Origin of the sequence: Aequorivita xiaoshiensis (assembly GCF_022008395.1) — a bacterium.
GTDB classification, from domain to species: domain Bacteria; phylum Bacteroidota; class Bacteroidia; order Flavobacteriales; family Flavobacteriaceae; genus Aequorivita; species Aequorivita xiaoshiensis.
In genome coordinates this window covers 156383-179793 of the sequence record NZ_JAIRBB010000003.1, presented here as the reverse complement: position 1 = coordinate 179793, position 23411 = coordinate 156383, and the positions used below count along the sequence as shown (strand labels likewise).

General features: G+C 35.1%; 20 protein-coding genes. 1 reads left to right on the top strand and 19 read right to left on the bottom strand.

Annotation, left to right across the window (positions count from 1 at the left end):
- Nucleotides 1–148 precede the first annotated feature (148 nt).
- The 13 genes from K8344_RS06155 to cyoE form a co-directional block, all read right to left on the bottom strand.
- A complete protein-coding gene (locus K8344_RS06155; protein WP_237607870.1) occupies nt 149–1303 on the bottom strand; it encodes an efflux RND transporter periplasmic adaptor subunit in 1155 nt (384 codons plus the stop codon).
- A gap of 34 nt (nt 1304–1337) precedes the next feature.
- Complete coding sequence (locus K8344_RS06150) at nt 1338–1757, bottom strand: DUF1801 domain-containing protein (RefSeq protein WP_237607869.1); 420 nt, start codon at nt 1755–1757, stop codon at nt 1338–1340.
- Nucleotides 1758–1767: 10 nt separating this feature from the next.
- On the bottom strand, nt 1768–3030 hold the full coding sequence (locus tag K8344_RS06145) for an ABC transporter permease (RefSeq protein ID WP_237607940.1): 1263 nt from the start codon (nt 3028–3030) through the stop codon (nt 1768–1770).
- A gap of 1 nt (nt 3031) precedes the next feature.
- The gene (locus K8344_RS06140; RefSeq protein WP_237607868.1) at nt 3032–4276 is read right to left on the bottom strand and encodes an ABC transporter permease; all 1245 of its coding nucleotides are present in this window, start codon (nt 4274–4276) and stop codon (nt 3032–3034) included.
- The gene (locus K8344_RS06135; RefSeq protein WP_237607867.1) at nt 4269–4976 is read right to left on the bottom strand and encodes an ABC transporter ATP-binding protein; all 708 of its coding nucleotides are present in this window, start codon (nt 4974–4976) and stop codon (nt 4269–4271) included. Before K8344_RS06135 ends, K8344_RS06140 begins: the two co-directional genes overlap by 8 nt.
- Nucleotides 4977–5117: 141 nt before the next feature.
- A complete protein-coding gene (locus K8344_RS06130) occupies nt 5118–5351 on the bottom strand; it encodes a hypothetical protein (protein WP_237607866.1) in 234 nt (77 codons plus the stop codon).
- 27 nt (nt 5352–5378) lie between these two features.
- The gene (locus tag K8344_RS06125; RefSeq protein WP_237607865.1) at nt 5379–5903 is read right to left on the bottom strand and encodes a DUF420 domain-containing protein; all 525 of its coding nucleotides are present in this window, start codon (nt 5901–5903) and stop codon (nt 5379–5381) included.
- Between the two features lie 3 nt (nt 5904–5906).
- On the bottom strand, nt 5907–6530 hold the full coding sequence (locus K8344_RS06120) for an SCO family protein (protein ID WP_237607864.1): 624 nt from the start codon (nt 6528–6530) through the stop codon (nt 5907–5909).
- A 49-nt stretch (nt 6531–6579) separates the two neighbouring features.
- Entirely contained in the window at nt 6580–7224 is a 645-nt protein-coding gene (locus tag K8344_RS06115; RefSeq protein WP_237607863.1) for a hypothetical protein, read from the bottom strand.
- 151 nt (nt 7225–7375) lie between these two features.
- Nucleotides 7376–7759 (bottom strand): cytochrome C oxidase subunit IV family protein, encoded by a 384-nt coding sequence (locus tag K8344_RS06110; RefSeq protein ID WP_237607862.1) that lies wholly within the window; start codon nt 7757–7759, stop codon nt 7376–7378.
- Between the two features lie 18 nt (nt 7760–7777).
- A complete protein-coding gene (locus K8344_RS06105) occupies nt 7778–8761 on the bottom strand; it encodes a cytochrome c oxidase subunit 3 (protein WP_237607861.1) in 984 nt (327 codons plus the stop codon).
- Nucleotides 8762–8807: 46 nt separating this feature from the next.
- Nucleotides 8808–9389: a cytochrome c oxidase subunit 3 gene (locus tag K8344_RS06100; RefSeq protein ID WP_237607860.1), complete on the bottom strand. Its 582-nt coding sequence runs from the start codon at nt 9387–9389 to the stop codon at nt 8808–8810.
- Nucleotides 9390–9460: 71 nt separating this feature from the next.
- The gene (gene cyoE / locus K8344_RS06095; protein WP_237607939.1) at nt 9461–10360 is read right to left on the bottom strand and encodes a heme o synthase; all 900 of its coding nucleotides are present in this window, start codon (nt 10358–10360) and stop codon (nt 9461–9463) included.
- 118 nt (nt 10361–10478) lie between these two features.
- Between cyoE and K8344_RS06090 the strand changes: the two genes are divergently transcribed.
- A complete protein-coding gene (locus K8344_RS06090) occupies nt 10479–11462 on the top strand; it encodes an MBL fold metallo-hydrolase (protein ID WP_237607859.1) in 984 nt (327 codons plus the stop codon).
- Between the two features lie 28 nt (nt 11463–11490).
- Here the strand turns inward: K8344_RS06090 and K8344_RS06085 are convergent, their stop codons facing one another.
- The 6 genes from K8344_RS06085 to sov form a co-directional block, all read right to left on the bottom strand.
- Nucleotides 11491–13581, bottom strand: a complete 2091-nt coding sequence (locus K8344_RS06085; RefSeq protein WP_237607858.1) for an energy transducer TonB — start codon at nt 13579–13581, stop codon at nt 11491–11493.
- A 106-nt stretch (nt 13582–13687) separates the two neighbouring features.
- Entirely contained in the window at nt 13688–14467 is a 780-nt protein-coding gene (locus K8344_RS06080) for an energy transducer TonB (protein ID WP_237607857.1), read from the bottom strand.
- Between the two features lie 111 nt (nt 14468–14578).
- The gene (locus K8344_RS06075) at nt 14579–15301 is read right to left on the bottom strand and encodes an energy transducer TonB (RefSeq protein ID WP_237607856.1); all 723 of its coding nucleotides are present in this window, start codon (nt 15299–15301) and stop codon (nt 14579–14581) included.
- Between the two features lie 66 nt (nt 15302–15367).
- Nucleotides 15368–15760 (bottom strand): VanZ family protein, encoded by a 393-nt coding sequence (locus K8344_RS06070; protein WP_237607855.1) that lies wholly within the window; start codon nt 15758–15760, stop codon nt 15368–15370.
- A complete protein-coding gene (gene gcvH, locus K8344_RS06065) occupies nt 15750–16130 on the bottom strand; it encodes a glycine cleavage system protein GcvH (protein WP_237607854.1) in 381 nt (126 codons plus the stop codon). Before gcvH ends, K8344_RS06070 begins: the two co-directional genes overlap by 11 nt.
- 17 nt (nt 16131–16147) lie before the next feature.
- Nucleotides 16148–23410 carry a T9SS outer membrane translocon Sov/SprA gene (gene sov, locus K8344_RS06060; RefSeq protein WP_237607853.1) on the bottom strand — a complete coding sequence of 2421 codons (7263 nt, stop codon included), beginning with the start codon at nt 23408–23410 and terminating at the stop codon, nt 16148–16150.
- Between the last annotated feature and the right edge of the window lies 1 nt (nt 23411).

Genomic DNA, 23411 nt, shown 5'->3' with positions numbered 1-23411 from the left:
TTTTTCTATTACTGAATAAGTCTTTTGTATTGCTATTGCGTTACAAAAATTATGAAATTTAAATTTCTATAAGTTTTTAGTTTTTAGTATGTCATAATTTGAGGCAAAGGTATCTTATAGTTATACAATGCATTTACCCTTACCTATTTTATCGATCTGCAGGTTTTAATTGATTCCATACTTTAATGGCATCGTCTTCGGAAACGCCACTTTTTACTTCTACATCGATGCCATCACTTATACCTAACTCAACATCTTTTCTTTCAAATTTTTGGTCTCCAACCATAATTTCCACAAATGGTTTTTGTGTTTTTGGATCGTATTGAACCAAAGCTTCTTTTAAAGTGAGAACATTTTCAGCTTTAGCCAAAATTATTGAAGCATTTGCACTTAACCCAGCACGAATAAATACTTTAGAGGTATCTAAGCTTTTCATTGTAGCTTTTATCTCAAACTGAATAGCTCCATTTTCATCTACACCTTTCGGAGCGATATAATCTAATTCTGCATTGAAAAGTTCATCTGGAAGTGCTCCAACTGTAATTTCTAGAGGAAGACCTTCCTTTATTTTTCCAACCTCACTTTCATCTACTTTTCCTTCAAAAATCATTTTATCAACATCGGCTATTGTTGCAATAGTTGTCCCATCGTTAAAATTATTCGATTCGATTACCTGATTTCCGGTTTTTACAGGAACATCTAAGATCATCCCAGATACCGTAGCTCGAATTTCAGTGTTAGCCAAGGCTCCCATTCCAGTAGTGGTTCCAGTTCTGATGATGTCGTAATTTTGATTTGCAGCCGTTAAGCCCACTTGTTCTTGCTTTAATCTTTGTTGCGCTTGATTGTATGCTAATTGAGCGTTATCAAACTCATTTGCAGAAATAACTCCTTTTTCAAACAGTTCCTTTTGGCGGTTGTAGATGTTTTTCTGATTTTCAAAAGCAAGGCGAGCCGTTTCTACTTGGGTACGAACATTGTTTATATTGCTTTTGGCACTGTTAAGCGACGAAACATTAGGCACAACTTTTACCTTTGCTATTAAATCTCCAGATTTAACCACTTCACCGGCTTCAACATATATTTGATCTATAATTCCCGAAATGTTAGGTTTTATTAAAACTTCCTCTTTTGGAACTATACTTCCTGTTGCGACAGTCTTTTTTAATATAGTGCCTATTGCAGGTTTTTCAGTTTCGTAAACCACCGGATCTTCAATGTTTTTACTATACAGCCAATACATTGAAGCCAAAAACAATATCGCTATTGTGGCAAGGATGATTATGGTTTTTGATTTTTTCATTGGTATCGATGTTGATTTAATTTCATATTTTATTTTATACTCCTAGTAATGGCAAGTGTTTTAATTTGTGATACATCATAGCCATTGAAATACACTGCTTTAATTCATCTCTAGGAATTTCTTCATCTAATTTGAAGCATATCGCTCTATTACCTTCAAAATTAAATTCATTTTTATATAATGTTTTAAAAGTTGGAACCAACTTAGATGTACACTTAAAATAAATGGCATATTGATTAGGTGTTTTGGGTTTCCAATCTATCCTTAGCGTACTTCCAAATTTTGTTATATAACTTGGCTCACCCCATCTTAAGGTTTCTTCAAGTTTATCAATTTCTTTAATGTTTGACGCGGTATTAATAACTAATTCTCTAAGACTATACATTTGCTGTTTAACCTTTTCAGGGTAGTTTTGAAAAACTTCTTCAACCTCGTTATTTGTTATTAATTTCATTTTTAAAATTCTATTCCGTTCTTAAGGCTTCTACAGGTTTAATTTTTATAGCATTTTGAGCAGGAATTAATCCAGCCAAAAGTCCTGATACGATTAAAATTGTTAAAGCAATAAATACTACACCTATATTTACTGATGGATTTATAAACATCATTTCAGAGGTATCCATACCATCGAGTTGATAATTCACAAACCAAAGTACCGCACTTGCTAAAACAATGCCTGCCATTCCTGAAACAATGGTTAAAAATATCGACTCTAATAAAATTTGAGCACGTATACTCCAAGGAGTTGCTCCCAAAGCCCTACGAATACCTATTTCTTTTGTGCGTTCTTTTACTACAATTAGCATTATATTACTAATACCGATAATACCAGATAACAATACTAATATTCCCACAAAAAAGGCTACAAAATTTAGAGCAGAAAACAAGCCCGTTAATTTGGTGTATTCTTGAAAAAGATCAAAATTTCCTACTGCGCGATCGTCATTGGGGTTGATAGTGTGACGCGTTTTGATAACATCAAAAATTTGCTCTTTCAAGTTTGTAATGGAGTATCCATCTTTCGCAGTTATCGCCATCCAACCTACAATATCTCCCATATTAAACGCTTGCGAAAACGCTGTAAATGGCACATAAATTTCCTTTTGCATCTCCTCAGGATCGCCATTGTTACCCTTCTTTTTATAGGTTCCTACAACCATAAAGTTTACGCCGTTAATCTTAATGTACGAGCCGATAACCTCTTCACCTGAATCATATAAGGCACTTCTTACACCACTTCCAATTATTGCGATTTTCCGTTTTTCCTGTATGTCTGAATAATTGATAAATCTACCTGATGTAATATCCATAGGCTGTTGTTGGATAATTTCAGGATAGTCTCCATAAACATTAAATGCTCCTGTTTGAAGACCTCTTACTACGTTATTACTTCCTCTAAAGCCACCTAATTGATTTCGAGGAGAAACAAATTGTAAGCCTTCTACACTTTGTTTTATCGCTGGAACATCGTCGGTTTTAAAATTATAGCGTCGTCCTTTAGGCAAACCTTTATAGGGCTGAGAAGCAGTTTGGGTCCACATAAACATTGAGTTTGTAGCCATCCCATTAAATCCCTGCCTTATTCCATTTTCTAAGCCGTTTCCAGCTGCAAGAAGGATTACTAAGATAAAAATGCCCCAAAGCACACCAAAAGCGGTCATAACCGTTCTAAACCAATTGCTACTTAAAGCCTCGATTATTTCTGCCCAACTATCTTTGCTTAATATTTTACTCATCTCGCAAAGCTTCTATGGGTTTAATATTTGCTGCTCGGTATGCTGGAAAAAAACCTGCAATTGCTCCCGCGATTACAAGAATTACTACAGTTGTTATCGCTACTGAAAAATCTACTGAAGGGTTTTTAATATAGTCCATCTCAATAAAGGGTCCTGCTATCTGCAGGAGAAACAAACTAAATATAAGCCCTATGAAACCTGCAATTGCTGTTACAAATATGGACTCATGTAGAATCATCCCTATAATCGACCAAGGTTCTGCACCAATTGCTTTTCGGATGCCTATTTCTTTTGTACGCTCTTTTACGATAATAAGCATAATGTTACTCACTCCTACAACTCCAGCTATTATGGTACAAATTCCAACACCCCAGAAAAACCAGCGTATCATTTTATTCAAGTCGTAAAACTTTTTAGCGTTTTCTAAGGAATTGTTCACATTTACCGCTCTGTCATCAGTTGGAGCAATAGTATGCTTCGTTTTTAAGTCGGCTTCTAATTGCGCAGAAAAAGCTTCCGAAGCCGCTAAAGCATCTTCATAGCTATCGTGTTTTTCTAAGGTAAAAGCTAAGGATCTAAGTTTATCTCCAGCGTTATATACACGTTGTGCTGTTGAAATGGGGATAAATATTCGGGTTTCCTCGCGTTCCCCTCCTGGGTCACTATAAACACCCACTACTTTAAATTTTATTCCAGCAACATCGATATATTCACCCAAAGCATCTTTTCCTTTAAAAAGATCAAGATACACTTGGTTACCTATTACAGCGTGTTTTTCGTAGTTATTTACATCTCCTTGATTTATATACCTACCAACAACAAGAGTTTCATTTTCTAAAAATTGATAATCCCCGTGAACTCCTTCTACTCGATAACTTCCACTTTCTTTATTAAAGGTTGTCAATTGTCCCCACCTACTGTAAACACCAGATTTATATTCAAGTTTATCTTTGTTTTTATTGATTGCTAAATTATAATCACGATTATCCATTTCTATTCTTCGACCTGGATTTAAACCTTTGTATTCAACTGAAGTTACATTTGTCCATACACTGATTCTATTAGTAGCATCGTTTTCAAATTGCTGCTGTACTCCATTTTGCATTCCTTGACCAATTCCGAGGAGAATTACTAGAATAAAAATACCGGAAGCCACAGATAAACCCGTAAGAAAGGTTCGCAATTTATTTTTGCGAATTGCTTCAAAGATCTCCTGCCAGCGTTCCAGATTAAACATAACTATTGGCTTTTGCGCGTACTTGTGTAACAATGGAGTCGTCTATAATTAAGCCATCTTTTAGATTTACAATTCGCTTAGTCATATGCGCTATGTCATCTTCATGAGTGACTATCAAAATAGTTTTACCTTCATCATTGATACCTTGAATGAGCTCCATTACTTCGTAAGAAGTTTTAGTATCTAAAGCACCTGTTGGTTCATCTGCCAGTAGCACTTTTGGATCGCTTGCTAAAGCTCTAGCTATCGCCACACGTTGTTTTTGACCACCAGAAAGCTCATTTGGTAAGTGTGTAGCCCAATCTGCCAAACCTACTTTTTCTAGGTAATGCATCGCTTTTTCAACTCGAATATTTCGTTTTACACCTTGGTAGTAAAGAGGCATTGCTACATTGTCTAATGCAGATTTGTAATTGATAAGATTAAAAGATTGAAAAATAAAACCAAGAAATTTGTTTCGGTAACGAGCAGCTACCTTTTCGTTTAGGTTTTTTATAAGAGTACCATCAAGTGTGTAAGTGCCTTCATCTGCTTCATCTAAGATACCCAGAATATTGAGCAATGTAGACTTTCCTGAACCGGAAGAGCCCATTATAGAAACCATTTCACCTTCAGAAACTGTAAAGTTGATACCTTTTAAAACATGGAGTGAATTTTTCCCCATGTGATATGATTTTTGAAGGTTTTTAATTTCTATCATTTTGAACATATATTGAATTACAAAACTTGAAAATCGTTTTTAAAATAACGAAGATCATGTTAAGACCTAAATCAATTAAGACTTTCGGTCATTAATTAGACATTAAAAACCGTTTCTTGTTACAATTGAAATTAAAAAAAACTAAGCTTTATCTTGAGTACGCGCTTTTTTACGACTTCTATAGATAACATAGCCCACCCCTCCAACTAATAAGTAAGGAAAGATCATTAGGTAAACAATACCATTGTTGATGCCTTTCGCCGCTCCCCCACCGTCTTCTGTTTCTAAAACTGCTCGACACATAGAGCATTGTGCTTCGGCAGGAAGAACAACTATAAAAACAAGCATTAATATTAATAGAACCTTTAGTTTCATTTTTTTATTCAATTAAATCCACAGTGTTTAATAATATGGGGATATCATTAGATAAACTATAACCCCACTAACAGCTACATAAAGCCATAATGGATAGGTGATACGCGCAATTTTTCGGTGTTTATAAAACTCCCCAGAAAGTGCGCGAACAAAGGTAATCAACACAAATGGTATAACGATGATTGAGAGCAATATATGCGTTATAAGGATAAAATAATAAACATACTTAATCACTCCCTCGCCGCCATAAACTGTAGAGTCTGACGTCATGTGATAAGCTACATACATTAGCAAAAACAATACTGAGCAACCAATTGCAGTTTTCATTAAGCGTTCGTGAGCCTTTCTATTGCCTCTTCTTACCTGATATACTGCAGCAACCAAAAGTATTGCTGTAAAGGCATTTATACTCGCATAAATTGGAGGCAAAAAGCCTAATCTTTCTACACCCGGTATTTTAACTGTAAACAAAACAGCAACTGCTATAGGAATTGCAATAGATAAAATCCAAATCCAAACGTTATACTTATTTTTCTTCACTGTATTATTCATTAGTTACAAAAGCGCTTTAATATCTTCTTTTAACATTTGTATTTGCTTATCTTCTAATCCATCGTAATAAATAATAGGATTGTCAAATTCGTCTATTCGAGAACGGATATTACCATCTTGATCGATTAATGCAAAATATCCCGAGTGCTCAAAGCCGCCTTCTGCTTCTGAACCTTTACCTACATACAGATTAAAGCCTTCGTTAGCAAGTTTAAAAATCTCGTCTTTATCACCAGTTAATAAATGCCATTGAAGCTTTGTAATACCTGTATTCTCGGCATATGTTTTAAGTACTTCTGGAGTGTCGTGTTCAGGGTCAATTGTAAACGAGGCGATACCAACTTTAGGATTACCTAAAAATTCATTTTGAATTTTTATCATATTCTCATTCATTATTGGGCAAATACTTGGACAAGTTGTGAAGAAAAACTCTACAACATATACCTTCCCTTCATAATCTTTGTTGGTAATAGTTTTTCCATTTTGATCTGTGAATTCAAAACCTGGAACAGGCCCTATGGTTGCAAGCTCTGGTTTGGATAAGGTCTCTACAATTTTGGGTACGGCCCAAATTCCAAAAATTAAAATAATAAAAGAAATACCTATGTATGAATAATTTTTTTTCACTTGTAAATTATTTAATGTCTGGTTTTATTAATACAGCTTTATTATAAAATTAAATCTCTCTATCTACATCGTATTTTTTTAAAGCTCTTCTGTATTCTGCTAAAAGAACTTTAACGTCGTCGCTCATTTTATTGTTGATTTCTGCAATAATACTAGAGTCGAAACCATACATAACCCCTACTTCCTCATCTTCTTTACGACCACGCAAACTACCTTCTTTATCAACTATAAATACGAATGGAGTAGACAAATTTGAATCTAATGATAAATTAGATTGCAGCGAACTAAATACATTATGAATGTTCTCCTTAGAACCAAACGCGAAGAACCATGAATCCAACGGGGCAATTTGTTCTAATTTTTCACTAACGTTTCGAGCTTGATCTTCTGTTCCTTCTGGCAAAAGAATCACAAATTGAAATTCGTTGAAGCTGTGATTTTTGGTGTATATTTTATGGGCTAGATTATAAGCGTAGGCTCTGTGAACCTCTAAATCACTTCCGAAAAAACCTAAAACTGTAATCCTTCCTTTTAGTTGGACAGGCTCACCTTCAAGAGTTTTAAATCCATCTAGTTCTTGAACAGATTCGGTTAAAATTGGCAATGGCTTAAAGTAATTAGTACTCATTGCAAAAAAGATGTAAACCGTAATCGGCAATATAAACAGTATGCCGAGGACCAAATATTTTTTCATTCTGAAGAATTTATCACGCCTACAAGTAACGCTGTAGATGAGACTACAAAAATACAGGGTAAAAGAAGGTAAAACAATGTTTTAGCTGTTAATTTTTAAGCATAAAAAAGCCCTCGAAAAGAGGGCTCTAATTTATTTTAAAAAAGTTCAGTTAGAAATTGAACTTGATAAAACCGTTTTTATATACTTCGTAAATGTAATCTCCTTCAATTAAGATTAGGACAATTATATAAGCAATCAAAAACACTCCTGTCCAGACCACTGCTCTACGTAAGCCTACAGTTTCATCACGCATATGCATAAAGTCCCAGGTAATGTAATAAGCTTTAACTATTGTAAGAATTATAAAAATCCAGTTAAGCAAGTTCATTGCTAAAAACTTATTGCCAACTAAAGCCTCAGGGCGTAAAATACCAAGTACAACTTCAATTATTGTAACGATAGAAAGTAAGATAAATACTCCCCATATTTTGGATACATTAGATTTGAACTTTAATGCTCCTCTAAATATTTCTAATTTATGTTCGTGTGCCATTGTTAAACTTTAATAATTTTATACAAGATAAAAGAATGTAAATACAAATACCCATACTAAATCCACAAAGTGCCAGTATAGACCTACTTTTTCAACCATTTCATAATGTCCTCGACGTTCATAAGTACCGATTACCACATTGAAGAAAACAATTAGATTTAAAAGTACTCCAATAGAAACGTGGAATCCGTGAAAACCTGTAATGAAGAAGAAGAAATCGGCAAATAGTGGGTGCCCGTATTCGTTGTGACGAAGGTTCGCTCCTTCAACAACTAGATTACCGTCATTAACCAATTTAGTAATAGATTCTTCTCTAGACAAAACTATATGCTGTCCATTTTCATCTTTATTTGGTAGTCTTATAAGTAGATTTTCATTAGCCAAGAATCCTTCTTTAACTTGTTCAAATGAAACTGAAGTTTTGTATTCAGGTTCACTCTTGTACCATATACCGCTTTCATTGGTATGCTCTACTCTCGGATCTGTTTGAGCAGCAGCAAAATCGGCTAGCGCTACACGTTTTCCATCGGTATCCAAGAATTGAAGAATCTGACGTCCATTAGTTTCAACAGCTCCATAATCACCTTTAATGAATGTTTTCCACTCCCAAGCTTGTGAACCTAAGAACACAAAACCACCAAGTAAGGTTAAGAACATGTACAGAATCACTTTTTTCTGCTGCATTTTCTGACCTGCATCTACAGCTAACACCATAGTCACAGAAGAAAAAATCAGAATAAACGTCATAAACGCCACATAGTACATTGGCGCTTCTACCCCGTGAAGAAAAGGAAAGTGGGTAAATACTTCATCGGCGATTGGCCATGCATCAATAAATTTGAAACGGGACATTCCATAAGAGGCCAAGAAACCTGCAAATGTCAATGAATCTGATAGAATAAAAAACCACATCATCATTTTGCCATAACTGGCCTTTAGCGGGTTATTTCCGCCTCCCCAGGTTTTTCCTTCAGTACCTGTTTTTACAACAGTTGCTTCCATAAAAAGAATTTGGTTTTTAAATAGGGTTCAAAAATACGTTTAATTTTTATTTAACGAAATATAAAAACAAAAAGAGGTAAATCCACACAACATCTATAAAGTGCCAAAATGTTGCAGCTAGTTCAACACCAAGGGTTTTCCCGTTTTGATATTTTAGTTTATAATGATTATAAATTACAATTAAAAGACTTACTAAGCCTGCAAAAACGTGTGCTACGTGAAGCAATACCACTAAATAAATAAAAGAGGTGGTAATATTACTTGTTGGTCCTGTAAAATTATATCCACTTTCAATAATCTCAGAAAAGCCTACAAATTGAAAAACAATAAACAAAATCCCTAAAATTAGTGTTGACACTAAAAGGATCATACCCATACTGTGCTTCTCTTTTTTAATCGCTTTAAGCGCCAAGTGAATTGTAAAACTACTTACAAGAATCAAAGCAAGACTTATATAAAATGCTGGTGGAATTTCAAAATTGGAAATCCAATCCGGTCTTTCTTTACTAACTACATAAGCACTAGTAAGCCCAGCAAAACTCATTGTTAAACTAATGATACCAAACCAAAGCATATTCTTTTTGGCTCTGTTCACCTTAATCTCGTCACTAACCTCTGTTAAACTCATTATATTTTTTATTAATACTGAAATCAGTATGTGGCATTCATTTATTTTAAAATGAAATTATTTATTTCTACTTACCTTAAAAACTTATCTGCAACAAATATTATCTGTAACAAAGTAATATAACTAACACTTGCTAGCATAAGTTGTTTTGCAGCTTTTGATGTTTTTTCTTTATAAAGTCTTATTGCATAATACAATAAACCAATTCCTAAAATTCCTATAATTACACCAGATACTGTAGTTAAATAAAGTTTCCCGGTGATTCCGAATGCAGGTATTAACGATGCAAAAACCGTCCATAAAGTATACAACACAACCTGAGTTGCTGTTCCTTTATCGCGTTTTCCGTTTGGAAGCATAAAGAAGCCTCCTTTTTTATAGTCGTCGAATAAAAACCATCCTATAGCCCAAAAATGTGGAAACTGCCAAAAGAATTGGATCATAAATAATGTCCCTGGTTCTATACCAAATTCACCACTTGCTGCAACCCATCCCAACATAAAAGGTATTGCTCCTGGAAAAGCACCAACAAAAACCGACAATGGTGTTTTAGTTTTTAAAGGCGTGTACAAACTAACATACATAAATATAGACACAGCCCCAAACATGGCTGTAATCGGGTTTATAGAATACAGCAAACCTATACCGGCAATTGTAAGAACGATAGCCAATATAAATGCAGACTGAACACTCATCTGTCCAGCTGGAAGCGGCCTGTTTTTAGTGCGATCCATTAGCTTGTCTAAATCACGCTCGATAATCTGGTTGTAAACATTTGATGCACCAACCATACAATATCCACCTAAACACAAAAGAAATAACACAAAGAAGTCTATAGAATCTGCACCTAAAAGATAACCCGCAACGGATGAAAAAACCACACTTACAGAAAGTCGCAGTTTCGTAATCTCAGTAAAATTCCTGATTAAGGACTGAAAAGATGATTGGGAATGTGTAACAGACAAATTCATTTTTTTTAAGGCTGCGCAAAGATACGCTTCCTGTAATTTTTCCACAATTTATTCTTGATAAGAAATGCTTTATTTCAGCTTTTTTAGTAATTTGAAATAATTTTCAAACTAAAAAAATATGTTATCAAAAATAATGCTAAGCGCCACATTTTTATTTTCGGTATTTATAGCTCACGCTCAAAGCGATACAGGCCAAGAAATAAATACTAAAATGCTGAAGGTCAGCAACAATATATACATGCTTCAAGGTAAAGGAGGGAATATTGGTTTAAGTTTTGGTGATGACGGGATATTTATGATAGACAACCAATATGCTGAAGATATTGACCAGATTCAAAACGACATTAAAAAAATAAGCGACAAACCTGTTCGTTTTTTAATCAATACACACTTTCACGGAGACCATACGGGTGGAAATGTTGCTATGGCAGAAACTGGAACAGTAATTTTCTCACACGAAAACGTTCGTTCTCGACTACAGGACATCATGGAAGCAGAAACAAAGAAAACTCCAAAAGAGTCGCTACCAGTAATAACGTTTTCAGACGACCTTACATTTTATTTTAACGGTGAAAAAATTTATGTTTTCCACGTTCACAATGCCCATACCGACGGCGATGCTATGGTATATTTTACCAAAAGCAATATTCTACATGCAGGCGATGTGTTTTTTAATGGAAAATATCCTTTTATCGACACCAATAACGGAGGAAGTATTAATGGGTATTTGTCTGCTATAAACAAAGCATTTTTTGTAATTAACGAAGACACCAAAATAATTCCAGGCCATGGCGATATAGCAAGCTATTCCGATTTTAAGGATTTTCAAGAGATGCTAAGTATATCCTATAGAAAAGTAGCAAAACAATATCTCCTAAATAAAACCGAAGCAGAAGTATTAGCTGATACTAGTTTAACTCAGATCTATGACGACAAAGGCTATGGTGATGGCTTTATCAATAGAGAGCGTTTTGTGAAAATGCTATATGCGGAATTCGCTAAAGAAAATGCTGGTTCTGAAAGCAACAATGAAAAAAATACTAAAGCTCGTGAAAAAATAGAGGAAATGAAGAAAAAGCACGCTGCCAAGAGCAAAAACTAATTTCGAATTCTGCTAAATTCATTCCACCTTAAAAGTCGTAGTACCAGTTAAATAAATCGGTACGGATTCCGAAGTTTATCCAACTTGTTTGATTTTCATAAACAGTTTGAGTATTAACCATCGGATTAAAATCCCTGTAAATAAAACTACCGTAAATTTTTAAGTTGGTTGCGGGATTTATAACATATCCTGCTTGTAATTCAGCGTGAAAGAAATCTGTTGTATTTCCTTGAGCCAATGTATTACCATTTTCTGAAACACGATCATCTTCTGTACCATAGATATCACTACCATAGAACTTTGAATCCTCGTCGGTATTAAATTCAAATCCTCGTTTAGCAATTATAACTTTAGCATCCCCATATAGTCTTCCCTTCTGATAACGAGCAATTGCAATAAACTCAGAGAAATTTGCTCCTAAAGTATGCGCTAAGGATTGATTATTATGTCCGTAATTAAGAATAACTGAATTATGTGAATACGTATAAGGACGAACTCGGTTATATTCAGTTTGCAAGTAAAGGTTTTTTAACCCAAAAGCATCGTAATACTTCAATCCTAATTGATAGCCAGTTTTGTTTTTATAACTTCCATTTCCACCAAACACATCACTACTCGAAAACTCGTCTATGATAAGCTGTCCATAGGCGTTTATACGATTGTTCACTTTGTATTTCGCACTTAAACCTATAAGTGCGTTTCCACCACGAGACCCGGTAGAGAACTCTATTGCTCGATAAAAAATTATTGGGTTTAAATAATTTACATCAAAACCTCTATCATTATCATTTTGCCAAACTACTGATTCGAATAGACCAATGTTTAAACGTTTCGTAATATTATAGCTTAAATAGTGATTTGCGATATATTTTGTTCTAAATGAACCACTTTCAGTAACTTCTGGACGTACATCGCGAAGTGACATCCAAGTGTTGGTGTATTTTAATTTCCAAAAGGTTGTATTTATCTTAAAGAACGGATACGGACTTGAATTATCACTTGTAAGCAATGAACGATATCCATCTCCTAAAAAGGTTTTTCCGTGACCTAATTGAACGTTAAAATACTTTGAAGGAGTATACGAGATATGCCCAGTTGCAATAGGATAATCGTAAGAATCTGTTTTGAAACCTTTCGCTATTCCTCTACCAGGGATGATGGCGGGATTCCCTCCCGCAGGTCGAATGGATTCTGCATATCTATTGAAGTAGTCCGCAAAACGACCTTGACTTTCATAAATCACTCCGAAAAAACCTAACTTTTTACCAATCGCTCCTTGAGTATAAACCAAACGAGTATTATTATACGTATCGATATCGGCGTCAAAATCTTTTCCTGCTTGTAAATCAACACCAACATCTAATGTAATCCAATAATCTTTACCTTTAATTGTAACTAAGTGTTCATCCCAAAACTTCCGACCAAACCATGATTTTTTGTTTTTAGACAACAATTTGTTAGCCGCTTCAAAATCGTAATACTTATTTACCTCACTGTATATATATGGCTTTTGTGCTGTATGACTATTTAATCCAATTCGATTTATAGCAGCATCGAACAAGCTATAATTATGATGAGAAAGCGGAATATTAATATTACTTGTATACTCTTCATTATTATAAGGAAGGTTTTTTATATCGTCGTATTCATTTACTAATGCAACTCTAGAATCGTTTTCCTCAATAGCTTTAGAAGTAATTATATTCTCTCCAGGAGCAATTAACGGAATAGCAATAGGAAGCGTAAATTGCACATAGGTTGGCGCCCCATTATAAGTTGCTGGACTTACTTGAGGAAGCATTTCAAAAACACGACGTGCTTCATCCTTTAACTCTTCATAAATACCATCTATATACAAAATTTTAAATCCACCCTCTTTGTCAACTTCAAAAAGCACATTTACATTACCCTTATAATTTTCCTGTACAACTTTTTCAGGTACTTTAAAATTCTTAAAAATGAAAGATTGTAGGGTAGTCTTAAAGCAGCTTTCTAACGCATCAACATCCTCTTTTACACATTCTTCAAAAACTGGATATTTCTCATAATTTGCTAAGGTAACTTGAGCAAAAGACACTATTGAAAAACAAAATGTAATAAGAAAAATAACCTGCTTCATAGGAGTTCATATATTTTAAACCGAAAGATACATTTTTTTTAGAATGAGAAGAATAAAAAAAGGCTCCCATTAAAAATGAGAGCCTAATTAATCTAATAATAATTGATTAATTAATTTTAAACACTATAGGCACAGTGTACAGAACATCTACATATTTATCGCCCTGCTTACCAGGTTTCATTATTGGCAACTTAGCAATAACTCGTTGTGCTTCGTTTTTCAATTTTACGTTATGAGAATTGGCTTTAACATCGGTAATGTACCCTTTTGAATCGATTTTGAAGTTCACATAAATTCTATGTGTTTCATTTTTATTTAAATCTTCTAAAAGCTCTTTTCTAAAATTTTTATTGATGAATGAATTGATTTTAGAAGACATACATTCTACTTTTTCAGCATTTGTACTCAATACTTCACAACCAGGAAAAACCGGTACAAACTCAACATTTAAAATATTCTTGGGACCCTCAACATCCGGTTCAGATGGTGTACTTACAGAAATTTTCGGCTTTTCTATAATAGGGATATCAGTTTGAGCTATTGGAGTTTCAACTTCTGTTGAAGTATCCGGCTTAACTTCAAAAGATGTGGTTTTTACAACTTTTTTAATTGGAACTCGCTTTTCTTTAGCTTTTACAACTGGAGCCTCAGGCTTGGGAATATCTACATCAATTACATAATCAATAATAGGAGGTTCGTTTAAGCCATCAAATGTATTAGGCTCAACTACAGATGCAGTAGTTTTAAAATTGGTTTGCATTACTATGAATACAATTAGCAAACTTACAATTACACCTATTTGGAAAAACAAACTTGAATTCCACTTGATGCCTATTGCGCGCTTTTCATCTCTTTTGTTCTGAGTACTTTTTGTAGATGTTTTCATAATAATGGTATTTAAAGGTTACATTATTATGAAATACAACTGTTATGCCAAAAAGAAAAAGCCTCGTATTTGCTAGTGCAAACCGAGGCTTTTAATATTATGTAATTTCAATTATTGAATATCGAAAACAATAGGTAGTGAGTATAATACCCCAACTGGTTTCCCACGTTGTTTACCCGGAGTCATATCTGGTAGAGATCTAACAACGCTCACTGCTTCTTTTTCCAATCTTGGATGCGGAGCACGAGCACGTACATCAATTACCTTCCCACTTTTGTCGATTTTAAACTGAACTGCGATACGCTGTCTTCCTTCCAAACCTAAATCAGAAGCTAGATTAGTATCAAATTTTTTGTTTATAAATGAACTAATCTTAGAAGACATACATTTTTTCTTAGCTGCATTCCCTCTTTCATTTTCGCACCCAGGATAAACTGGTACATTTTCAATAACTGCGAAAGGTACATCAGCGATTTCTTCTTCAACTACCTCCTCTACAATCTCCTTAACCTCAACAATTTTTTCATCTTGTTTCACTTCAGTCGATTCGATTACAGTTTCTTCTTCTTCCACTTCGTCTTCCATAACCTCAATAACTTCTGGAGCAGGTGGCGGCGGTGGCGGTGGTGGTGGTGGTGTCAATTGTTGGGTAATTGGAATTTCTTCTTCCAATTCATCACCTACATCAAGCTGACCGTAGTCTAGATCTGATTTATCATAGGTTTTCCATTCTATTGCTTGCCACGCAAGAAATAACATCGCTATCATTCCAATTTGGAAAAAAAGTGTGCTTCTGCGGCCTACATCAACTTTTGGGTTTTTTTTTGTTTCCATTATAGTGGGTTTAACTTGGTGCTAAAATATATAAATTATCGTTCAATTTAAAACTTATTATAAATTTTAAGAATGAAACTTTCCTTTAAATATCTTAAACACTAAAATTCCTAATAAAGCACCTAGTAAATCTGCTAATAAGTCGAAGACATCGCCAGATCGCGCAACAGGTGACAGTTCTTGAAATACTTCAATTATTATGCCATAAAACATTAAAATCACAAGTAAAACTGTGATAGTCACGGCACTTAGATTATGTTTCTTATGTTTATAAAAGTACCATTGCCAAAGATAAATTAGGACAAAGAATATAATTCCGTGAATCCATTTATCAAGATGTGGAATATTTATTTTTGATACTTTTTCATTAGGCACAAGCAAGTAAGTAGGTAGAAAAAACAGTGCTGTTACTGCACAACTATAAACTACAGCTACAAACAATAAAGTCTTACGCTCCAATTACCTCCTTATAAGCATCAGCATCTAACAAATTTTCAATTTCTGAAGCGTCACTAAATTTCATTTTAATCATCCAGCCTTCACCATAAGGATCTGTATTTACCTTCTCTGGCTCGCTTTCAAGGTTCTCATTAAATTCTACAATCTCACCTGATAGCGGCAAGAACAAGTCTGATACTGTTTTAACCGCTTCGACAGATCCAAAGATTTCATCTTTATCCAGAGTATCACCTACGGTTTCGATGTCTACATAAACGATATCACCAAGCTCACTTTGAGCGAAATCTGTAACGCCTATTATTGCAACATCTCCTTCAATTTTAACCCATTCGTGGTCTTTAGTGTACTTTAATTCTGATGGTAAATTCATAATAATTATTTTTTAAATTAGTTTCCAAAATTATATCGCAGGGTAAATCCGCTGCGGATAGTAGTTTGAGGGAACGCCGTTGAGATAGCATACTTTGAAAAAGTATGATCGTAATAGAATAAAGCTGTAAGGTTCTTACTCAGCGCGTAATCCATAGTCAATTGAGCTCCATACATAGTTTGTCCTGCTGTAGTTTGACTATTCTCGATATCTAAATATCTTATTATTGTTACATTATCCCTTCTTGTAAGATCAATCTTAAAGTTAAGGTCACTACTCATAACCGACTTTTTTCCTCCAAAATTAGTCGCAATTCGTAAATCTTTAATTCGATAACCTAAACCAACAGTGTATTCATTACCTCTAATTTCTGTGAGTAGGTTATTTGCAAAACTTAAAGCAAGCGCTCGGTCTTTACGTACTTCGGCTAATATTTTAACCGAATTTTTCATTTCAAAATCCATTCTAATTAATGGTGAAAACTGTTCAGTTAAGTTCACATTGGTCAACAATGTTTTCACTTTGAAATTACCCGATTGGTCTACAGCTTCAGGATCTGCGTGGTTGTAATCTAAATTAGATTGGAATTGGTTTACAGTATACCCAGCTCTATATCCGTGAGCTAATGAGAAACGCTTGAAGTTTTTCTTAAACCAAGGCAACCTCATTAATCCTGTATACTTAATATCCCAGTTTGGAAGTGGCACATCTCTAAAGATACCCGTACTTTCTTTATCTGCTTTATTTCCTTTATAAGCTGCAAGGAAGGCTGGCAACAATACGTCTTGACTATTTCTCCCGAAACCTACTGGGAAACCATCTTCCGTTCTTGGAATTGGACCTCCTTGATAATGTTCTTCCGCAAGTCTGTTGGCAATAATCAAACGGTTATTTCTGAAGTCTTCAAACGCAGCCGAATTGGTTTCATCACTAGCAGAAAATGCAGTTTTAATCAACATAGTTGAAATGTTGAAGTTACCAAATGTATTAGGCGTTAAAGAGTTATAAAGCCCATTTTCAACAATATAGTTTTCTGAATAGTTTTCAGAATACACTCTGCTTCCATTTACATCAATCGTTAAATCGGTGAAGGGTGTTAAGTTTGCCTGAATATCTAACTGGCGGCTAGTAGTTTCGGTATACTGCTCATTAAATTCAGGGTACAGTGTTAACCAACCTTTACGAGCTGCCAATTCGCGAATTTCGCTCTGACTTCCAAAAACAAAACCTGTGGTTGGTTTTAAGGTTCCAATAAATCCAACCGATGGGGTATATCCTGGTAAGTAAATACCATTGTTTTCTTTATAGCTAAGTTGAATTTTCTTTAATGAAGTTGCAAGTCCGATTAAGGTATTTACAGCTTTATCTCCAGTATTTAAACCTCCTTCTCCAGCTCCTGATGCACCTCTACCCATTACATTAGAATTTCCAGTTGCAGCTAAACCTAGCCTACCAGACTTTTCATCCTTTTTATTCTTACCATCTAATCCTTGTCTACCACCTCTTTCTCCAGATCTTCCAGTTTTAATGTCTCCTTCGCCAGTTCTAGAATTTCGTTTTTTGCTTTTCCTTATTTTAGTTAATCCAATATATCTGTAAAAACCAGTCATATCAACACTCGAGTTGATTTGATGTGTACTTGCATTCTGAATAGAATTTCCTAAGTCGTAAGTATTTGTCGAACCATCGTTCAACATCACCGGTATATTATTAAATAAGTTGCTACTAGCTTGCCATTGGTAATCTCCGGTATATGAATAAGTCGCTCTTATAAATTTCAAGAACGGAAATTTATTAAACGGCAAGTCGTAATTCACTTGAAGTGACTGGAAGTGTTGATTAGGATTTCCTACATCGAAGAAACCATCCCAAACTCCAACATTATTATTTACATTCCCTTCGTCATCAAGATAATTGTTTACAATCATATTGTTGGTTGATGTGAAGTTGAATCGCAATGACTTAGTCAAATTATGATTAATAGTGTACTGCCAATCAAATAAGAAGTTGCGCTGGTACAATGTAGGCAATCCAATATTTCCTTCTATGAAGTTTATATCTCTAAATTTTTGCTCGTTATACTGACGCGTAATATTTGAACCAACTGAAATATTAGTCGGCAAATAATTAAAGTTTAAGTCCTTTAAGAACTGCCAATATTTACCTCTAAAAATTGAGTCGTTCTTTTTAAATGGCTCTATTGGTTTAGCTTCAAAATTGTAATTGTAAGTTGCACCTACTCTTACATTTTGTTCAACAGCATCTTCAACTTCAAAATCGTGATGATCTGTTTGGTTGTACGAAAATGATCCTGTGAAGTTTTCTATGTCGTAAACTTTAGGCTTAGACTCACCAGTACGTTCTTTACGAACACCTATAAAGTTAACACTTTGACGTTTTGTATAATCTACAGCTTGTTCCTTAATTCTATCGTGTTCAGCATCACTTACTGCATTATCCAATCTTGTTTGAAGTTCGATATCTTGGAATTCAGGGTCGTATTGTGGCGTAATAAGCTCTTCAGATCTTCCATAGTTAAATGGCAACTGCACACCCCACTTTTTAGGCAACAACTGTCCTAAATTCACATTGGTAACAACGTCGTATTGCTGTACGTCTTCTTTGCTACGTTGGTTTGGACCTTGCTCTAATGAACCAAATCCAACGGTACTTCTTCTACCTGAAGCACTTACTGTTGCGAAGTCGGCAATATTAGCATCAAGTGCTACTACTGCAGCCCAACCTCCTTGGTTTTCTAATTCTGAAAGGCGTAATTCATTGAACCACACTTCTCCACTAATATCATTAGTAGTACTGTTTTTAACACCCAACATTATAGTCCGAACATTTCCAAAGCTTGGATTTCCTTTAATTCCGATGGTCAATTCATTTTCACCACCAGATAAATCCCCACCTAATTCAGACTCGGTATAATAAACTACTTCAGTAGCGTTTGCTGGAGTAAGGGTTTTTACTTGTTGCAGCAATTCTAATGGTAAATTCAATCGGTTTGCCAATGGCCAAATATCTTCAGGATTTCTCGCACCAAAACTTGTTGGATTCAACGGTATTTGAACCTCGTAATAATTATCGGTTAAATCGTTACCCAACCTAATAAACGCCAACATATCGCCGTTAGTTAACTCGGTTTCATTTTGGAGCGACTCCGCGTGAATAAACATTTCAAGATTTTTATATTGACGCATATCCACATCAAAATTCTTGTAAACTGCGCGCCCGTCATTCGGTTCTAATCCACTAACACGAAGGGAAAGCGATTGTTCGTTTTGACGAATAATATCGTTATTATTGTTTAACTGCTCACGTTCAAGTCCCGGAGGTAATCGATAAGGAATTGGCTCACGATTTTCGTTTTCTTCAATACTTACTGTTGTTACTTCAAAAAGTGTATTGTCCAAAATTGGATCTTCCATGGTTACATCATCCAATGTTTTATCGAAACGCTTATAATCTCCGCGCACTAATTCTAAAGTACCAAATCTTAAAACTGTGTTTTCTGCAAATTGAGACATAAACATTCTCATAAAACGGATAGAACGGAAATCTGTAATGCCGTTAATAGCTTGGTCGGGCTCACTGATTGGAATTTTAAATTGAACCCAACGCACTGGAATTACACTATTGTTTTCAGTAGTAACTTCTATTTCTTTTACATCAGAAACATAGTTATTGTTATCTCTATTCATTCCTGGGAACATAGGAACGTTATATTCGAAATAGCTATTTACTGTGTTCATTGTATTGTCTCTGTTGATGTCTTCAACATCAGGCTGAGCTGTACTACCTCTATTTGTATCAGTTACTTCTACTGGAGAGTTACCCTGAGTACCGTTGTATCTCAAATACCTATCTAAGATATTTCCTTCTGCTTGAAGGAAGTATTGATAATCATCGTTTGCTGGATCTGCTAAGCCGGCAAATTCTGGAAATTCCGCAGCTTCTTCGGCATTGTTCAATCCATCTAATCCAATATCCTGATTAATTCGCTCCTGCCCCTCGGTATTGAAGGTGTAAACTAAAGATTGATTTGAAGGCACTTTACCCCAAGTTGTTGAAGTAGTATTTCCAGTTGAACCATCTTTAGGAAGTCCATTTTCATACTGCTTTCTTCCATCTTTAAGAATATCTTCCGAAATATTTCCGAGGTTAAAGTTTAGCATTCCTCCAGGATTGGTATTGTTTTCCTCATAAATAAACGGGTCCATCACCCAGAATTGAATATACTCTACATTTGAGCGCTCAAAATCTGTGGTTGTAAGTGGTCTCATTATACCTCCAAAATTATCTTCTGGATTAGGAAGTTCATTTGTTCCGTTTGCAGCTGGGTTGTAATTATACTCTCCACGACGTGAAGGGTAATAAGCTAAATCTAAGGTGAAAAGTGCTTGTGTTTGTCCTTGTATAATATCTTGATTTGGGAATATTTCATCTCTAAACACTCTTCTTGAGAATGGAGAAGAAAGGTCTTCATCATTAATTCCATTTGGACGTTGTGTACTATAAAAAATAGGATCAATAGTATACCACGCTAACTTAGCACGTTTGAAGTTATAAGACAAATCATTATTTATAACCTCTCCACCAAATCCTACCGGAGTACTCGCTAAGAACCAACTTGAAGGACTACTAATATCGTTTGCTGTTTGTGAAGACTCAAAATCATCGACATAAACAGTTGTTTTTCCTCCAAAGTCAGAAACTTTTGGAGCTCCTGGGCTTAAGTAAGCAAATTCACCTCGTAAAGAAACGTTTGACTCAACATCAGTATCGATGTTTGGAAGGTGATTTACCATTCTTGTTAAGAAAGGTACTTCGGTAGAATAAGTAGCATTTATACCATATACAGTGTTGTTAATAGGTTCTACACCATACGATGATTTTTGAGTTAGCGGACGCTCATTTAAGTTTAAGTACGTTGCACCAATCATAAATTTATCACTGAATTTATGCTCGACATTTAATCCAGTAAAACGCTTACTTTGCTGACCAAAAAGTGAGTTGTTTTCAGTGCTAATCGAAATTGGCGTTTTGCTGTTTAACAAACTTGGATCTATAATTTTAACTCTACCTAATTGATAGTTCACTGTATAATCTACACCTTCTACTAAGGTACGACCACCAGCGGTAACAGTAACGGAACCTTGAGGAATGTTAAATGCTCCAATAGGAATACCATCTGCACCCGTAGATTTATAACTACCTTTTAGTTGGAATTTATTTTTCTCGCTTTCTAATTGTTCAGCTCTCGTTTTTGTAGAAGTATATAGCGATCTAAAAACGTATTTATGCTGGTTTGCATTATACGTTTCAGGAATGTCATAGCTTGCAGGAGGAACTCCTGTAGTTGGTGTTTGATTTAATTGATCGAATAAGTGCTTACCGAAAGGCTCAACAGTAGGGAATATAATTCGACCATTTTGTGAATCTACGGTAATTCCATCTAAGAAATCAAAGAAACCATCCCCACCATTTTGAGGATCGTTGTTAAAGTTAAGTCGGTCTAAATTAAATACTCTAAGAAGAATTTCATCTTTTACATCTTCAGGAAGTTGTGCATAAGGATGACCAGGCGATGCTTGAGCTTCAGTAATAAAGTTTAAAGGGGAAGGATCTGTATAGAAAATATTCAATTTAAAATCTTCCTTTTCAAGTTGGTAAGCTCCAATTGGATAGATGTTTTTCATCATCAGGTCCCAAATTGGTTCCGTTACACTAGTAATATTACTCTTTAGAAGTTTTACTACTAGGTTTTGTGCCATTCCTACTTCATTGTTTCCTCCCGGAGGATTGCTGCCTCCTAATTCTCTTGGTCCTCCATTTGCTTCAACTCCGTCGCTAGAAAATTCTCCAACTTGGTAAACCTTTCCGTTTGCAGTAAATTGATAAGAAACCGCGAGAACTTCATCGTTTGATAAACTTTGATTTAACGAGATATACCCTAATTCAGCGTTTAATTGATATTCGCTCTGGTCTAGTCTTCTCGCATTCTCAAGCGTAGCATAATCGATACCTTCACTTACTTGAACTCCAGAGAAACCCTGCCCTACAGTAGCCACATCTCGAATAGCTGGGGTTAACAAAGAAGATGCTCCACCATTTATTCCAAATGGGTTAAAATCGTTGTTCGCGTTATCTGGATATGCATTTCTTCCTACATTAATAAACCCTCCTGGAGGAGCGTTTAACCCAATATTTAAGGGATCTGATTCCCCAATATCTTGAATTGCAACAATGTTTCTTACGTTCTCAGTACGAGAGGTACGGTTTGTAACCCATACTTCCATACGAGTTACCTGCACATTACTATTTACAAATGGATATTGCGCCAATGCACGATCGTAGTTGTCTCTAAAATAATGTGCTAAGAAGAAGTGACGGTTTTCATCGTAATCTAGTGCATATAATTCAAAATCGGTGACGGTAGCTCCACCTTCGGCAGTTACAGTTCGCGATTCAGATTTTTGTTCAGAAAACACCCCGGTTATGGTTGTTTTACCAAATTGTAGTTGTGTTTTTACACCAAAAAGACTTTGCGCTCCTTGAATTAAAGAACTATTAAGCGGCATACTAACATTACCAACTTCAATTTTTTGAATAATATCGTCTTCTGTTGGGGTATATTCAAGTTTTATTTGGTTCTGGAAGTCGAAAGTACTTTGCGTATCGTAATTTGCGTTTACCTGAAGTCTTGTTCCAACTTTAGCTAAAAGGCTTAAGCTGATTCGCTGGTCAAAATCAAATGAAAAATTTGTTCGGTTTCTCGGTGAAAAAGACGGGTTATCTTGCTTTGTATACAAAACACCAAGATCCATTTCAACAGAACCTTGAGGAATCACTTCAATTGAGGTACCTCCAAAAACAGTTTCAAAGAAGTTGGAATTCACATAAAATGTAGGAAGCAAGTTTTTCTGCTCTTCTTCAGAACCTTCTTTTCGTCCATCAGCAGCATCAATTTTCTGCTTGAAATACGATTTCATCTGCTCCTTTTGAATTAAATCTTGATATTCTTTAGGCGTAAGAATAGTTGGATAATTTATGTTAAAACCGCCAAGCGTTTGCGAATAGATATACCTATCGGTAATAGGGTCGTATGTATATAAATCCTGGATGCTAGTTGGGTTTGGAAGTATCATATTCCCCATTTCATTACCAACTGCGGTTGAATCTTGTGCTAGCGAAGAGTTGCTAACCAAAATGAAACTTAACACTGCCAAAAGCTTGAAAAAGCTACCCTTGTAAACGTAATTTTTTGCCTTCAAA

Bases quoted from the DNA above. Each gene is read 5' to 3' on its own strand.
- K8344_RS06130 (WP_237607866.1), bottom strand. From the start codon at position 5,351: ATGAAACTAAAGGTTCTATTAATATTAATGCTTGTTTTTATAGTTGTT.
- K8344_RS06105 (WP_237607861.1), bottom strand. From the start codon at position 8,761: ATGGAAGCAACTGTTGTAAAAACAGGTACTGAAGGAAAAACCTGGGGA.
- K8344_RS06100 (WP_237607860.1), bottom strand. From the start codon at position 9,389: ATGAGTTTAACAGAGGTTAGTGACGAGATTAAGGTGAACAGAGCCAAA.
- K8344_RS06140 (WP_237607868.1), bottom strand. From the start codon at position 4,276: ATGTTTAATCTGGAACGCTGGCAGGAGATCTTTGAAGCAATTCGCAAA.
- K8344_RS06115 (WP_237607863.1), bottom strand. From the start codon at position 7,224: ATGAAAAAATATTTGGTCCTCGGCATACTGTTTATATTGCCGATTACG.
- K8344_RS06150 (WP_237607869.1), bottom strand. From the start codon at position 1,757: ATGAAATTAATAACAAATAACGAGGTTGAAGAAGTTTTTCAAAACTAC.
- cyoE (WP_237607939.1), bottom strand. From the start codon at position 10,360: ATGAATTTGTCTGTTACACATTCCCAATCATCTTTTCAGTCCTTAATC.
- gcvH (WP_237607854.1), bottom strand. From the start codon at position 16,130: ATGAATTTACCATCAGAATTAAAGTACACTAAAGACCACGAATGGGTT.
- K8344_RS06155 (WP_237607870.1), bottom strand. From the start codon at position 1,303: ATGAAAAAATCAAAAACCATAATCATCCTTGCCACAATAGCGATATTG.
- K8344_RS06110 (WP_237607862.1), bottom strand. From the start codon at position 7,759: ATGGCACACGAACATAAATTAGAAATATTTAGAGGAGCATTAAAGTTC.
- K8344_RS06085 (WP_237607858.1), bottom strand. From the start codon at position 13,581: ATGAAGCAGGTTATTTTTCTTATTACATTTTGTTTTTCAATAGTGTCT.
- K8344_RS06125 (WP_237607865.1), bottom strand. From the start codon at position 5,903: ATGAATAATACAGTGAAGAAAAATAAGTATAACGTTTGGATTTGGATT.
- K8344_RS06075 (WP_237607856.1), bottom strand. From the start codon at position 15,301: ATGGAAACAAAAAAAAACCCAAAAGTTGATGTAGGCCGCAGAAGCACA.
- K8344_RS06090 (WP_237607859.1), top strand. From the start codon at position 10,479: ATGTTATCAAAAATAATGCTAAGCGCCACATTTTTATTTTCGGTATTT.
- K8344_RS06135 (WP_237607867.1), bottom strand. From the start codon at position 4,976: ATGATAGAAATTAAAAACCTTCAAAAATCATATCACATGGGGAAAAAT.
- K8344_RS06080 (WP_237607857.1), bottom strand. From the start codon at position 14,467: ATGAAAACATCTACAAAAAGTACTCAGAACAAAAGAGATGAAAAGCGC.